Origin of the sequence: Thiosocius teredinicola, from assembly GCF_002009425.1 — a bacterium.
GTDB lineage: Bacteria > Pseudomonadota > Gammaproteobacteria > Chromatiales > Chromatiaceae > Thiosocius > Thiosocius teredinicola.
This window is the reverse complement of the sequence record NZ_CP019936.1, coordinates 459,097-473,517: the sequence shown is the minus strand read 5'-3', so window position 1 is coordinate 473,517 and position 14,421 is coordinate 459,097. Positions and strand designations below refer to the sequence as shown.

At 59.3% G+C, this 14,421-nt stretch carries 12 protein-coding genes; 9 read left to right on the top strand and 3 right to left on the bottom strand.

Annotated features, from left to right (window positions below; all coding sequences use genetic code 11):
• Window positions 1-22 precede the first annotated feature (22 nt).
• Entirely contained in the window at window positions 23-460 is a 438-nt protein-coding gene (locus B1781_RS23070) for a hypothetical protein (protein ID WP_164513218.1), read from the bottom strand.
• A 220-nt stretch (window positions 461-680) separates the two neighbouring features.
• Here B1781_RS23070 and B1781_RS02160 point away from each other — a divergent pair, with 220 nt between their 5' ends.
• The 3 genes from B1781_RS02160 (at window position 681) to B1781_RS02145 (ending at window position 2,612) form a co-directional block, all read left to right on the top strand.
• On the top strand, window positions 681-926 hold the full coding sequence (locus B1781_RS02160; RefSeq protein ID WP_078118108.1) for a hypothetical protein: 246 nt from the start codon (window positions 681-683) through the stop codon (window positions 924-926).
• Window positions 927-1,063: 137 nt separating this feature from the next.
• Window positions 1,064-1,396 carry a hypothetical protein gene (locus tag B1781_RS02155; RefSeq protein WP_078118107.1) on the top strand — a complete coding sequence of 111 codons (333 nt, stop codon included), beginning with the start codon at window positions 1,064-1,066 and terminating at the stop codon, window positions 1,394-1,396.
• 943 nt (window positions 1,397-2,339) lie between these two features.
• Entirely contained in the window at window positions 2,340-2,612 is a 273-nt protein-coding gene (locus tag B1781_RS02145) for a hypothetical protein (protein ID WP_078118105.1), read from the top strand.
• Window positions 2,613-2,746: 134 nt separating this feature from the next.
• Here B1781_RS02145 and B1781_RS23065 read toward each other — a convergent pair whose 3' ends face one another.
• Window positions 2,747-2,980 (bottom strand): hypothetical protein, encoded by a 234-nt coding sequence (locus B1781_RS23065; RefSeq protein ID WP_164513184.1) that lies wholly within the window; start codon window positions 2,978-2,980, stop codon window positions 2,747-2,749.
• Here B1781_RS23065 and B1781_RS02140 point away from each other — a divergent pair.
• The 6 genes from B1781_RS02140 (at window position 2,967) to B1781_RS02115 (ending at window position 13,607) form a co-directional block, all read left to right on the top strand.
• Window positions 2,967-4,337: an efflux transporter outer membrane subunit gene (locus B1781_RS02140; RefSeq protein ID WP_334223855.1), complete on the top strand. Its 1,371-nt coding sequence runs from the start codon at window positions 2,967-2,969 to the stop codon at window positions 4,335-4,337. The two genes, B1781_RS23065 and B1781_RS02140, sit on opposite strands and share 14 nt — an antisense overlap.
• A gap of 86 nt (window positions 4,338-4,423) precedes the next feature.
• The gene (locus tag B1781_RS02135) at window positions 4,424-6,994 is read left to right on the top strand and encodes an FHA domain-containing protein (protein WP_078118103.1); all 2,571 of its coding nucleotides are present in this window, start codon (window positions 4,424-4,426) and stop codon (window positions 6,992-6,994) included.
• Window positions 6,991-8,370 carry an HlyD family efflux transporter periplasmic adaptor subunit gene (locus tag B1781_RS02130; protein ID WP_078118102.1) on the top strand — a complete coding sequence of 460 codons (1,380 nt, stop codon included), beginning with the start codon at window positions 6,991-6,993 and terminating at the stop codon, window positions 8,368-8,370. The genes B1781_RS02135 and B1781_RS02130 overlap by 4 nt, the downstream gene beginning before the upstream one ends.
• A 78-nt stretch (window positions 8,371-8,448) precedes the next feature.
• On the top strand, window positions 8,449-9,204 hold the full coding sequence (locus B1781_RS02125) for a peptidylprolyl isomerase (RefSeq protein WP_078118101.1): 756 nt from the start codon (window positions 8,449-8,451) through the stop codon (window positions 9,202-9,204).
• A gap of 63 nt (window positions 9,205-9,267) precedes the next feature.
• Window positions 9,268-12,318, top strand: a complete 3,051-nt coding sequence (locus tag B1781_RS02120; RefSeq protein WP_078118100.1) for a peptidase domain-containing ABC transporter — start codon at window positions 9,268-9,270, stop codon at window positions 12,316-12,318.
• Window positions 12,315-13,607, top strand: coding sequence for a sigma-54 interaction domain-containing protein (locus B1781_RS02115; protein ID WP_078118099.1), 1,293 nt, complete (start codon window positions 12,315-12,317; stop codon window positions 13,605-13,607). The genes B1781_RS02120 and B1781_RS02115 overlap by 4 nt, the downstream gene beginning before the upstream one ends.
• Window positions 13,608-13,617: 10 nt before the next feature.
• Here B1781_RS02115 and B1781_RS02110 read toward each other — a convergent pair whose 3' ends face one another.
• Window positions 13,618-14,400, bottom strand: coding sequence for a PP2C family protein-serine/threonine phosphatase (locus B1781_RS02110; protein ID WP_078118098.1), 783 nt, complete (start codon window positions 14,398-14,400; stop codon window positions 13,618-13,620).
• Window positions 14,401-14,421 lie beyond the last annotated feature (21 nt).

Here is a 14,421-nt window from a genome sequence, read left to right as displayed (position 1 = left end):
GGAGCGAAAGTCATAGCCGTCGCTATGACTTGAGTGAAAGCCAAGCCGCAGCGAGCGAGAAACCGCAGGAATCCGAATAGAACGACGCCGGGTACAAACTGACCTTTTGGCGTTCGCCTAACGATTCAAGGAAATCTTCGCCGTTCCAGATACTTAAACCAAAGGCGATGTTCGACTGGTGAAATGTTCGGGCTAGGCGCTCCTGGCACCAATCCGACGTCAACAGATAATCGAGCGTAAACAGCTTACGTATCTCCGGATCGTGAGCATCCCGACCGCGGTAGCTGCCTTCGGCCATGATGTACAACAAGGCCCGCAGCGGCGGGCAGGCATCTTCGATCGTGCGGTCATCCAGGTAGCGCCGCGCCTGGATAGAAAAGCGCCGAAGCCCGAAGCCACCCGGCGGCCTCCCTGCTGGGCGCCACCGCAGCAGGGGCTGTTCGACGAGACGGGGTGACAACGCCAGGATGACTTCGTTCGGGCTGTGCCGTCAGCGGCACAACCATGGCGGCGGCTGGCCGGCGGCAGATACCCGGGCTGCCCGGGCCGATCAGGCGAGACTGCCCACTGTAAGCCAACAAACAGATGGTTTTTACTGCCTTTACGCTCGCACGCATTTACGAACTCTACGGCGAAGTAGGCTTCGAGGGTGAGCATGCCGCTTATCTCAAGATGCTACGATGACCGCCGGGGACAGCCCGCCCGACGACATCTACGCCTCGGTCGAGGCGCTTTCCGCGGAAGGCAACGACCTGCTGGACGATGACGACCCGGCCGGTGCCGTAGCGCGCTGGCAGGCTGCGCTGGCGCTCCTGCCCGAGCCCAGGGCGATCTGGGACGGGAGGACGACAGGGTCGATCCGCTGCTTCGGGCCGATATGGCCGAGGGTCAGCAGATCTTCGAGGATTTCGGACTGGACTACCTGACCCCTCTGATCGAACGCGGTCTGGTCAGCTGAACGCCTGCCGCGGGTCGAGCATTTCAATCGCCGGCATGGTGGAAACTGGCAGAACGATACATACGGATCGCCGAACAACCCGTCCTGGCCCGAGGAGTTCTGACCATGTCCAAGATAATCGTGACCGCCTCGGGGGCGGAGTGGCCGGCCTCGGCGCTGATGGAATTGAAGTCGCTGACCGGGATGGCACCGGCAGAGGCCAGGGCGGTCGCGGCTGGCAAGCCGCTTCTGGAACGCGAGCTCTTCGGGAACGATCACAACGCTGTGGCCGCCGCGTTGCGCGGCGTGATGGCGCTGGATGCGGCAGCGGGTCTCGGGCTTGCTTATTACGAGCTTGAGCCCGACGAAGACTTCAGCGCCGCGCCGCTTGCCGAACGCAAGATCGACGCCGGTGTTCTGGAAAATATCCTGGCCGAGGCGGACGGTCTCTACAGCTAATGCGCCAGGTTTAGCCGAGCCTTGGCCTCTGGGGCGAGACCGGGACCGTCGAACGCCCCGCCGCGAACGACAAAGGGGACGGGCGGACAATCGGCAACGTCCGTTTCCAGGGCCAGTGCGAAGACCCCGAACCCGGCTCGCCCACTGGGGCGAGGCCTATCCCCACGGCGTGTCGAACCCCGAGCTCTTCTTCTCGGCCAGCATGCATGCCTTTCACAGGACCACGCGCGACGTTTCCGAGATCACACTTCTCAATCTGGTCCATGACATGGAGACGGGCCGTGTCGTCGAACCCGCGACTTGGGTCGTTGGCGGAGCTGCAATGCCGTCCGGCCCGCTTCAGCCGCTCGCGGTTGCGGTTGCGGTTGCGGTTGCGCCGATGATCGCGCTCGATCAGGCGGAGGCCATGGCTGGCGCGCACCCTTCCCGACCCGCTGATCTGGGCCGAGACGCCCAATACCGATGACTATTCGACAAGCCGCTTCGCCTTTTGCCGCCCAGAGACGGGCGAAGGGGGGATCGAACCGGACACTTGCCGTTTGCCCACAATCATCCGGTTCGTGGTGATTGAGTCAGCCTATGACGCAAAGGTCAATTTCGCCTGACGCCTTACAAATGCTCGGTTGCAAGCGGAGCGGAACGAAAGACCCCGGTCCGCACATCACAAAACGATGCTCTATGCCGCTCGGCGCTGGATTTAACATCGAACACTTTTATATTTTTTGTATGTTTACACCAAACATATCAACCCTGCTCTAGCTCTTGCAGACCCTCGCACTACACTCAGGGATGAGTTTTTTATTAATTAAAAACAAATACTTAAAAGTTTTTCGCCGCGAAACGGGCAAACCTGGCACGGCGCTCGCTATATCTCCAACAAGCGCAACGACGCGAAGCTCGATAACCCGGAACCACTGAAAGAACACATTTTTGGAGAGAGACCATGACCGCACTGAACATTGAAAACCTGGCCCTGAACGCTGATCTCGACAAAGCCGCCATGAGCGCCGTTGTCGGTGGTGGCCGCGTTGCTTGGGAATTCCTCGGCTCGACCGTCGGCTCGATGTCCGCCTGGAGCTACACCGGTCGCTCGACCCGTCGCTTCATCGGCAACGTGTACCTGAGCGGCAAGGGCTGGACGCGCAAGTACCGCACCTCGTACCAGTACAAGCGTGAGCAGTACAAGCACAACCACTACAACGAGTTCTACCAGTAAGAACTCACAGACCGGCGCCAACGCGCCGGTCATTGAACGGGGCTTCGGCCCCGTTTTTTCGGTCGACGAATCGACCGGAACACGAGTAGGAAAATACGCAAACAACTGTAAGCCCGATGACGAATCCACCCTGATCAACCATGCTTCAGGGTGAAGTCGGTCGACCGGGACGATGTTTTCCTAGATTGTTTTCTCCTGTCGCTGTAGGTTTCATAAAAAAAGCCTGAGATGGCAGGAAAAATAGCCGCACAGGCCCTGGGGAATGCCATGACGATTTTTAGTCGAAACAGCACGCGAAGCGCTGCTGGTGCCGGACGGTCCGGGCTGATCGCGCTCGGATCCTGCTTAATAGTTTTGTTTGCCTTCACCGGTGCAGGCTGCAAGTCGGTCGCGGGTCCTGATTACAAATCTCCGGATGCACCGCAGAAGGCGGACTGGGTCGGCGGCACCGAGCTTGCCGATATCGCGGCGGCCAAGAAAGCCATAGAACCGAACTGGTGGCATGGCTTTTCCGATCCCTACCTCAATCAGCTCATTGATCGCGCGATCGATGGCGATTTCAATCTCAAAATCCTCGCCCTGCGCCTCGAACAGGCAGGTCTCGGGATCGAAGATGCCGAGAACTTGCGCAAACCGACCGTCAACTTTCAGGCAGGCGGTAGTTTTCAGAAGCAGTCAGGGCAGGCATCTACCGAGTCATACACGCAGTCGACCGGCCTGAACTGGGAACTGGATATCTGGGGCAAGGCCAAGAAAGCCGTCAATGCCAAAGAAGCCGAGTACAAGGCCTCCGAAGCCGACTGGCGTGCGGCCTACCTGACCCTGGTGTCGAGTGTCGCGACCCGTTACTTCGAGATACTGCAGTTCGACGAACAGATCCGTAATCAGGCTGCGACCCTCGAACACAACGAAAAGCTGCTGCGTATCTACACGGCCCAACTGCGCGAAGGCCTGGTGCCGGAATCGCGCCTGTTGTCGCAACGCGCAGAGATCAACACGTTGCAACGCGACCGATTGGAACTCGAACGGCAACGCCGTGAAGCGGAGTTCACGCTGGCGACATTGATCGGTGTGCCGGCCGGTTCGGTGAAAGTGCCCGGTGGCCGCCTCACCGACAAGGTGAAGATTCTCGACATCCCGGCGGGGCTGCCGTCGGAACTGCTCAAGCGTCGTCCCGATATTCTGTCCAAGGAGTATCGCGTGTTGGCAGCGCACAACCTGCTTGGTGAAGCGCGCTTGGCGCAGCTCCCGAAAATCTCGCTGACAGCTTCGGCCGGCAGTGCGTCGAACATGCTTTCGAGCCTGCTGAAAACCTGGACCTTCGGCCTGGCACCGTCGATCAGCATCCCTATCTTCGACCCCAGCATCAAGACCAACATCAAGTCCAAGACGGTCGATATGAAGGTTGCAGAAGAGGAATATCGCAGTACGGTGGTCAAGGCCTACGAAGAGGTCGAGACCGCGTTATTGAACGTGTCTTATCGCAAACAGCAGAAAGAAGAACTGCGCAAACAGATTGCGAACCTGCGGGTTGTGCGCAATGTGCAATATGCCCAGCTCGAAGAAGGTCTTGTTTCACAGCTTGAAGTGTTCGAAACGGATCGATCCCTGTTGGGCGCGCAACAAAGCCTGTTGACCACGCACCAGCAGATCCTGGCGGACATGGTCAACCTGTACAAAGCCCTGGGTGGCGGCTGGCCCGCGGAAGTCGTTAGTCAGGAATAATCAAACCTGCATAGCAGGCTGCATGATCGGCTTGTGCGCCCTGGGCGCACGGCCGACCCTCATAGTTCAGAAGAGATAATAAGTATATGAGCCTGACGCTCACTCCAATCGGCAATTCAGACCTCGCTACCTTGAGCCTCACTGAGGGCATGCTGGCCGTCGGCCGCAATGACGAGCCGTTCTCGTCCTATCCTCGCGCGCTGTCGGGACGCCTGTCTCGGCGCCATGCAAGGCTGTTCTTCGAAGATGGGAAGTACTACGTCGGCGATCTTGGCAGCCGCAACGGAACCTACGTCAACTCGCAACGCGTCGGCTCCGACCCCGTCGTTATCCGCAGTGGCGATGAAGTCAACTTCGGTGGCGACATCAAGTACCTGGCCGCCGTAGAGAAACCCAGCGAAAGCGAAACTGCTCAGTTGGCAAAGCTCAACGTGACCCTCGAGCCGAAACACCCGCAGTCAGGCGTGCTACGCGTCGTGTTCCAGCAACTGCCGGTACTGATCGGCAAGGGCAACGAACCATTCTCGGCGTATGCAAAGGCGTATCCCGATGAAGTCGCCTTCCTGTCGCGACGCCATGCGCACATCTTCTCGCGCGACGGCAAACTGTTCATCGAGGACCTGGGCAGCACCAACGGTACCTATGTCAACGAGCAACGCCTTGAAGAAGAACCGCACGCACTGAGCGGTGGCGAAATCGTTGCATTCGGCGGCGACTTCTTTGTGTTCACCGTGTCACTCGGTCTCGGCGATGCCGGGGGCGCCACCCAGGTAATCGATGCTGATGCCACCCGCGTGTTGTCGGCAAAGGCCGATCCTGTGCAACCGGCATCACCGGCAACAAGCACCGGTCAGGCGGTCGTCGAGACACCAAACGACGACTCGAAGCCAACGGCAACCACCGGCAACACGCCTGCACCCGCAGCAGTCGCAGCCGAAGCCGAAGCCGAAGCCGCATCAGCGCCGCAAGCGGACGAACCGAAAACCGTGTTCGTTTCCTCGGCAACATCGTTTCTGGACATCCTGTGCAGCGAACAGGCCGACAACGATCCGGACGGTGCAGATGCCCAGCGCGAAGGTGCCGGCAGCAATGCGCGTGGCAGCGGGGCACAGGGCCAGGCCGGCACTTCCGGCCGTTGGGTGGCACGGATCGCTGCGCTGGTGTTTGTTGTCGTAGCCGTCGCCGGCATCATTTATCTGCTGCCGAAGAGTGACGAGTCAAAGATCGAGTCGCTGATTGATGCCGGCAAGTACCAACAAGCCGCCGAGCTCGGTAACGAGGCATTGCCGACAGCCGATGCCGAAAGCAGCCTGGCGACGCTCACCGATCGCGCGTTAATGAACCATGTCGTCCCTGCGTGGACCACGCACCTCGACGCAGCCGAATTTGATGCAGCCAAAGCCGTGCTGGCAGAGGCCGAAGCGCTTACCAGCAACAATCCGCGAGGCGCCCGCTTGTTGAAACTCCTGGGCTGGATAAGCGAGCAGTACGCTTTCGTTGCCGAACACGGCGGCTCGGAGATTCAGATCGCGATCTACAAAGATGAACCGGCGCTCAAAGCGCTGCTGAGCGGCTGGGAAGCAGACGAGACCAACAACCGCCGCAGTCTGCAAACGATTTCGACGTATGTACCGCAGTTCGCGACTACCAGTCGCGACATGTACAGCCGCCTGCGCAACCTGCGGGCCGCGAAGTCACTGTACGTCACGGCGATCAACGAACTCTCTGCGGGTATCTCCAAGAAGCTGCGGGCAAGCATGCCGCAGACGCCGGAGCAACGCGAACGCACGTTGGAGGCGGTCAGCGACGACATCGCCAACTTCCGTAGCAAATACCCCGCGGTCACCGGCGTCAATGCGCTGGATACCGACTTGCAGCAATACCGGGAAGTGATGGCGTCGATCGATGCCCGCAAACTTGCCGCAGTGACCGACCAGTTGGAGAGCAACAAGCCGTCGACAGAACCTTTCATCAGTCACTACGAGTGGATGACTGCGTCGTATCTGCCGTCGGGAGATTTTCTTGACGGCTACCGACGCGCCGTCAACGCATGGCAGGCGGGCGATACCGCGCTGGCCATCGCAGAGCTCGACAAGCTCGATGCAACTGCCTGGGACGGGCTTGCGGCCAACAAGAAGGCGCACTTCCAGCAGGTCAGCGACGCATTCGCCCAATTGAACGCGAACAAAGGTGCAGACGACTACACCGACAGACTGATCATGTTCAACGCAATGCTCGACCAGAGCGCCGACAGCTACTTCAGCAAGGCAGTCGCCGGCGACTTCCATGCAGCGAGCAGCGAGATCGCAACCAAGGCCGATGCCTTGTTCGATACCGCACGAGGTCACTGGCGAGCATTTCGCGATGCGGGCGGCATCGACGGCGGTATTCGAATTCAGCCGACCATCACGGATGCCTACCGTGAGCAGACGACGCGCTTGTCCGAAGCGCTGTCGACGGCGACACAGGCCGCGCAGCTGTACAGCTCGATCGGCAAGACACTGCAACCCAACAATCGCGATCTCCACACAGAGATCAAACTCGAAATCAAACGCCAACGGATGTGGCTGAACGATCTGGGCATGGTCATGGGACCGACCCTGACCCAGGAAAAGTTGGCCCTGCTGCCGAGCGTCGAAGAGGAGAATGCCGAATGAACAACAAAGACGACAAGTCGCTCGATACGCCCTTCAATCTCGATGATCATGATTTTGCCGGCCAGGAGATCCTGACCTCTGAGCCCTCACGGCTGATGCGGATCAGCATACTGGTGATCTTCGCGATGATCGTCGCCGCCGTCGCCTGGTCGTTCTTCGGCAAGGCCGACGTCATCGTCAAGGCCAACGGCATGCTCGCGCCCGAGGGTGAGGTCAAACGCATCTATGTGCCGATCGAAGGTGAGATCGTCGACAACTTCATGGTCGAAGGCAGCCCGGTATCGAAAGGCGATGTACTGCTGCGCATCAACTCGCCGGGCGCGGTTCAGCTAGCGACTGCGGCGGAATCGGCGCAACTCAAACTCAAGGTCGCTGAGCAGAAGTCCGAGCTCTATCCCGAACAACGCAAAGGCATGGAGGCCCGCCTCGAGCTGATCAAGGTGCAGATCGCATCTGAACAGCAGCTTCAGGACAAGCGTATGGAAGAGAGCATGGCCAAACTCAAGGAACAACAGACGCTCAAGCTGCAGAAGGCCAACGTCAACCTGAAGCGCGCCCAGCAGGCAATGAATGCCGCCTACGAAGACTGGCAGGCGCATGTGCGTCTGCGTAAGACCGAGGGTGGTGGCGGCATCTCGGCACGCAAGGTCGACGAGAAACGTAGCGAGTATCAATCGAAGCGCGCCGAGTACGAACTGAAAAAGACCGAGCTTAGCGAATTCGAACTCGAGTTGACCAAAGAAAAGCTCAAGATCGTCGAAGAGATTCAGAAGAAATCGGAAGGCCTTTCCAACCTCAAGGTACGCCTTGCCGAACAGCAGGCGCAGATCGACCAGGGTGACCTGCAGAACGAGGCCTCCGTCCGCATGGCACGGGCCGAGGTACGCAGTGCCGAGCGCATCCGCTTCGATGACCTCGATGAAGATGCCTTCCTGTTGGTGCGTGCGCCGACCACCGGTGTACTGACCGACGTCGAAGCCACCCAGGATGGCGTCAAGGTAGACGGCAAGAAGCCGGTCGCCGGCATCGCACCGAGCGAAGCGAAGATGGTGTTCGAATTGGAGATCCCGGAGAAGAACCGCGCCTTCCTCAGAGAAGGCATGACGCTGAAGCTCAAACTCAATGCGTTTCCGTTCCAGCGCTACGGCGCCATCGAAGGCACGCTGCACTACATCGCGCCAACCGCCACGCTCAGCGCGTTGGATCGCAAGCAGATCGTTTACAAGGCGCGCGCCCACATCGACCGCGAGAACATCGAAGTCGGTGAAACGAGCTACCCGTTGCGCTACGGCATGCTGGGGGTCGGTGAGATCGTTGTACGCAAGCGCCGACTGATCGACCTCGCGCTCGACCCGTTCAGGCAAGTAGCCGGATAGGCCAGTCTGAACAACGTCAGGAGAATGAAGGGACACGCAGTTCCTAATGGACTAACCCAATAAGAAAGGTAAGCAAACATGACTACAATCGCTCGCATCGATGACAAGGAGATCACATCAGACGATCTCATCCGTTACTTGAAGATCGGCAACAAGTTCGATCAGATCGTAGAGGACATCATCACCCAGGAGATCACCGCCAGCGAGGCAGGCCGCATGGGCTTCAACGTCGGTGACGATGAGATTCAGGCAGAATCCGACAACCTGCGACGGGTGCTGGGCTTGCACGCCGCCAAAGAGACGTTTGATTTCCTCGACAGCGTCGGCTTGTCGCTGGAAGGCTTCGAGGACTACCTGCGCGATTCGCTGATGCGCACCAAGGTACTGCAACACGTCTGCTCCGAGCAGGCGATCAAAGACTTCTTCGACCTGCACTCACCCAAGTTCGAATCGGTCGAGGTCAGCCAGATCATTGTCGATTCCGAAGGCAAGGCACGCGAACTGATTGCGATCCTCGAAGAAGACCCGGAAGAGTTCCCCAACATGGCCAAGTCATTCTCGCTCGATCCCGAGACGGCTGAGAAAGGTGGCGACATCGGCACCGTGGTTCGCGGCGGCCTCAGCGGCGAGATCGAAGCCAAGATCTTCAACTCACCGGTCGGCGAACCCCTCGGCCCATTCGAAACCGATGACGGCATGTTCCACGAAGTCTACATGGTCACCAAACGTCACAACCCGACGCTCGATCTGACCACGCAAAAGATGATCACCAAGCTGTTGTACGAGAAGTGGCTCGATGAGCGTCTCGAAGAGCATCGCGTCGAGATCCTTTAAGCCGCAAGACCTTGCGCCAGGGATAACGGATTGACATCAAAATAACGAAAGACAACAAAGACCATGGAAATCAAAGAGCTCGTGGAATTTCTGCGCAGCGTGGAAATTCTCTCTGTATTTAACGATGACGAACTGTCGGCGCTTGCCGGCAAGCTGGAGACTCAGAGCTACGAGTTCGGCGATTCCGTGATCGACGCCGGTAACCCGGCGGACGGACTTTATATCGTCAAGACCGGCACCATTCGTCTGTTCAAGCATGAACACGACAAGGAGCTGAGCGTCGGGCTGCGCAAGGCGGGGCAGACGCTGTCGGAGTTGGCGATTCTGCGCGAACATCGCCACGAATACTCTGCGCGCGCCTCGAGTGACGCCGAGGTGGTGATGATTCCACGCAGTGCGATCACGCCGATCCTCAAGTCGAATGCCGAAGCGGCATCTTTCGTTACCAATCACGTCGCCATCAGCAGTGCCGGCGGCCTGCTGACGCAGATCTTCGATCTGCGACGCAAGGTCAAGCAGGACGAACTCGAAGACCTGGTGCGCAGCATTGGCGTCAAACGTTTCTCTGCCGGCACCGCCATCTTGGAACAGGACGGCAGCGGCGATCGCCGCTTGTACTTCGTGCGCACCGGCACGGTAAAGATCACGCGCGCCGAGAAGAAGGCCGAACGCCACCTCGCGACCATTCGCCAAGGTGAGTCGTTCGGTGAAAAAGCGGCGTTGACGGGACAACGTCAGCCGTTCGCGGCCACGGCCGAGACGGACGTGACGGTGATGATCGTGCCCGAGCGCACGGTCAAGCTGATCCTCGACCGCAACCCCGACTTCCGCCAGGTGCTCGAGAAACGCGCGCAGGCCACCGAGCGCGAATTCGAACGCCAGGAAAAACTCGCGGCGGAACGCAAACGCACCTCGCTGTTCGACCTGCGTTCCAAGTCCGGGCCGGGCCAGAAGGTGCTGCGCCGCTTCCCGCTCGTCGAACAGGCCGAGGAGATGGACTGCGGTGCCGCATGCCTGGCGATGATTGCCAAGCACTACAAGATTCCGATCACGCTCGGCAAGCTGCGCGAGATGGCGAACGTGACAACCGAAGGCGCCACCTTGGACAGCCTGGCAAAGGTCGGCGAATCGCTGGGTTTCACCACGCGCGGCCTCAAATGTGACTACGACTCTCTGCTCGGTCTCGAGCTGCCGATCATCGCGCATTGGGAAGGCTATCACTATGTCGTGATCTACGGCGTGTCCAAAACACACGTCTGGATCGCCGACCCCGCAATCGGCTTCGTCAAGATGGACCGCGCCCGCTTCGAGCAGGGTTGGGCGGGGATTGCGCTGGTATTTACGCCTAGCGGCAACCTGGCGCAATTCGGCGTATCCCAGTCGCCGTGGCGGCGATTTGCATCGTTCCTCGCACCCTACAAGAAAACGCTCGGCTATTTGTTGATGGCGACGTTGGTGATCGAGGCCCTGGGCATCGCCCCACCGGTCATCGTACAGAACGTGCTCGACAACGTGATCGTTCACCAGAACCTCGACCTGCTGACGCTGCTGATCGTGGGCTTGGTGCTGACGCATGTCTTTATGCAGACGACCACGGCCATGCGGGGGATGTTATCGAACTTCCTGGTGCGCAACCTCGACTTCTCGATGATGTCGAGTTTCTTCAAACATACACTCGCGCTTCCGCTGTCATTCTTTACCAAGCGGCGTACCGGCGACATCTTCGCCCGCTTCCAGGAAAACGCGACGATCCGCTCATTCCTGACCGAATCAACGATCAGTACCCTGCTCAACGTACTGATGATGTTCGTCTACCTGATCGTGCTGTTTATCTATAGCGTCAAGCTGACGGTACTGCTCCTCATCCTGATCGTACCCATTGCTTTGTTGACCCTGGCGGCTACGCCCAAGATCAAGCAATACGCGCGTCGCACGTTCGAGGCCTCCACCGAAGCCGAAGCGGTACTGATGGAGACCATCAGCAGTGCAGAAACCGTCAAGGCGATGGGTGTCGAGCGCTCGATGCGGCTCAAGTGGGAGAGCAAGTACGCCAATGCGTTGAACGTACAGTACGACGCCGCCAAGTTCGAACTCGGCCTCGGGGTGATCAGCCAATTGCTGAATGCCTCGATCAGCGTGACGATCCTATGGGTCGGCGCACAGCTTGTCGTATCTCAGGAGCTGACGGCCGGCCAGTTGATTGCGTTCAACATGCTGGTCGGCAGCGTCATGTCACCGATCATGGGGATAATCGGCCTGTGGGATGAACTGCATGAGGCCGGGGTGTCGATGGAACGCCTGGGCGACGTGCTCGACCTCGATCCGGAGCAGAAGCCATCCGAAGCGGCATCGCGCATCGTCCTGCCCGACCTGAAGGGAGATATCCGCGTCGAGAACCTGTTCTTCCGCTACGGCGGCAAAGAGACACCCTACGTACTCAAAGATATCAGTTTCTCCATGAAAGCCGGCGAGCAGGTGGCGATCGTCGGCCTGAGTGGATCCGGCAAGACGACACTGGCAAAGCTCTTGGTCGGGTTCTTCCCGCCAACCGAGGGCAAGATCTATATCGATGGCTACGACCTGGAGCTGGTCGACCTCGAGTACCTGCGACGACGCGTAGGCTACGTCATGCAGAGTAATCTACTGTTCTCCGGCACCATCTCGGAAAACATCGCACTCGGTGACGAGAATCCGGATCGCCGGCGTATCGTCGAGGTCGCCAAGCACGCGGATGCACATCGCTTCGTCAGTAACCTGCCGCTCGGCTACGAACAGGTCGTCGGCGAACGCGGCGTTGGCCTGTCGGGCGGGCAGATACAGCGTATCTGTATCGCGCGCGCCTTGTACCACGACCCGCAACTGCTGATCTTCGATGAAGCCACCTCGGCACTGGATTCGCAGTCTGAGAGCAACATTCTGACGAACATGCAGCACGTCTTCGAGGGACGCACCTCGATCGTCATCGCCCACCGACTGAGTACCGTTATGAATGCCGACAAGATCCTGGTGCTGTACGAAGGCGACATCGCCGAGGAAGGCACCCACCAGGAACTGGTCGACCGCAAGGGCATGTACTACCAGTTGGTCCGTAAACAGATGGCGAACGAGCGATGAGAAAGTTTGTTCGACGTGGTTCCATCGCCCAGGGACTGGGTACGGTTCTGGAAAAGATCGAGATCCTGCGCGCCAGCCTGCGTTGGGCGGCGCGTACCAACGAGGTCGATGTCGCCAAGCTGCTGAAGCAGTGCAATGAACTGCGTGACGAAGCGGTCGAGCAACTGCGCAAGGATCGATTGTTCACCGCAACGGACGGCGACGGCGACAAGCCCGAACCACTGCGCAAACCTGTCGATGAGGCAAAGTCGAGTGCCGCCGAGCGGCGCAAGGCACTCGACGAACGGCAGTTCGTGTTCGAGGGCGTGTTCGGCGACAGTCCGGAGTTGCTTGATGCGATGGAGATCGCCGAGCGCGCTGCACCCACCGAGTTGCCGGTATTGATTCAAGGCGAGAGCGGTACGGGTAAAGAACTGTTGGCCAAAGTGGTCCATGCCAACGGCGACCGTAGCGACAAGCCGTTCGTGTCGGTCAACTGCGGTGCAATCCCGGAAAACCTGCTCGAATCCGAGTTGTTCGGCCACAAGAAAGGGGCGTTTACCGGTGCATCGGGCGACCGCAAGGGCAAGTTCGAGAGCGCGCATACCGGCACGATCTTCCTCGACGAAGTCGGCGAATTGCCGCTGCAGGGCCAGGTCAAACTCTTGCGCGCCCTGCAATCGAGTGAGATCCAGCGCGTAGGCTCCGACCAGCCGATTACCGTCGACACGCGCGTGGTCGCGGCGACCAACCGCGATCTGCTCGAGATGTCACGACGCGGCGAGTTCCGCGAAGACCTTTATTATCGCTTGAGCGTCATCCAGGTAACGATTCCCCCGTTGCGCGACCGGCGCGACGAGATCCCGCTGCTGTTGGAATTCTTCCTCGAAGAGGCCACCGAGAAGCTCAAACGCGAAGTGCTGCGGCTGTCGCCGCGGCTGCACGCGTTTCTGATGAACTATCACTATCCGGGCAACATTCGTGAGCTGCGCAATATCATCTTCCGCCTGGCCTGTTTAGCCGATGACACAGCAGATGTTCCTCACCTGCCGAAACACGTGCTCGAAGAACAGCCGGGACAGATCCCGATGGGCGACGTGCTGAGCGATTCGCCGCAGTCGCTATCCGACGTCAAGAAGGCCGCGAGCGATGCGGCCGAACGACTCTACCTCGAACAGGCGCTGAGCGAGGTCAATGGCAAGGTCACCGAGGTCGCCAAGAACCTCAGCATGAACCGTACGCACGTGCAGACGTTATTGAAGAAGCACGGGATCAGCTCGAAGAGCTTCAAACGCACCAAGACAAGCTGATCGCCGGCAATCAGCTCGCAGACAGGCTCGGATTGATCAGGGTCCGCGTCTCGTCGTCATCGTCTGCCTGTGCGTGCACAACGATCAACGACACGTTGTCCCGCGCCCCGCGCGACAATGCCAGGTCGAGCAACTGGCGCGCTGCCTGAACACAACGCCCACCGTCGAGGTACTGCGCGATCTCGGCATCCGGCACTTCGTTGTACAGACCGTCGGAACAAATCAGGTAGGTGTCGCCCGGCTGGACGTCGAATTTCTCGATATCGGCCTCGAGCAGATCTTCAGCGCCGATAGCACGCGTGATGATATTGGACGGCGGATGACTCTCAACATCGTCGCGGTCCAGCAGGCCCATGGCAATCCATTCTTCGAGCTGACTGTGATCGCGACTGATCTGCTCAAGGCGCCCACCACGCACGCGATACACGCGGCTGTCGCCGACCCAGATCGCAGCGGCCTTGTCGCCCACGCTGATCAGTACTGCGGCCGTGCTGCCCGATATCCCATTGCCGGTATCGCGGGCCTTCTTGATCAACGAGGCATTGGCATCTTTCAGTGCCTGCTCGACATCGGCCGCCAAATCGTCCAGTGACTGCGTTGCCGAAACCGATGCCAATGCGTCGACTACCGACCGGCTCGCCTCGGCGCCGGCGTAGTGTCCACCCATGCCATCCGCCACAGCCCACAGGCCGGCATCACGCCGGTTCAGCACCGCATCTTCGTTCGCCGAACGCACCTTGCCCGCATGCGTTTCAGCAACCGATTCCCAGGTAATGTCCTGCTGTCCATTCATTCTTGTTTTAACTCTTGGTAC

Bases quoted from the DNA above. Each gene is read 5' to 3' on its own strand.
- B1781_RS02145 (WP_078118105.1), top strand. From the start codon at position 2,340: ATGACCGCACTGAACATTGAAAACCTGGCCCTGAACGCTGATCTCGAC.
- B1781_RS02125 (WP_078118101.1), top strand. From the start codon at position 8,449: ATGACTACAATCGCTCGCATCGATGACAAGGAGATCACATCAGACGAT.
- B1781_RS02135 (WP_078118103.1), top strand. From the start codon at position 4,424: ATGAGCCTGACGCTCACTCCAATCGGCAATTCAGACCTCGCTACCTTG.
- B1781_RS02130 (WP_078118102.1), top strand. From the start codon at position 6,991: ATGAACAACAAAGACGACAAGTCGCTCGATACGCCCTTCAATCTCGAT.
- B1781_RS02115 (WP_078118099.1), top strand. From the start codon at position 12,315: ATGAGAAAGTTTGTTCGACGTGGTTCCATCGCCCAGGGACTGGGTACG.
- B1781_RS02155 (WP_078118107.1), top strand. From the start codon at position 1,064: ATGTCCAAGATAATCGTGACCGCCTCGGGGGCGGAGTGGCCGGCCTCG.
- B1781_RS02110 (WP_078118098.1), bottom strand. From the start codon at position 14,400: ATGAATGGACAGCAGGACATTACCTGGGAATCGGTTGCTGAAACGCAT.
- B1781_RS02160 (WP_078118108.1), top strand. From the start codon at position 681: ATGACCGCCGGGGACAGCCCGCCCGACGACATCTACGCCTCGGTCGAG.
- B1781_RS02120 (WP_078118100.1), top strand. From the start codon at position 9,268: ATGGAAATCAAAGAGCTCGTGGAATTTCTGCGCAGCGTGGAAATTCTC.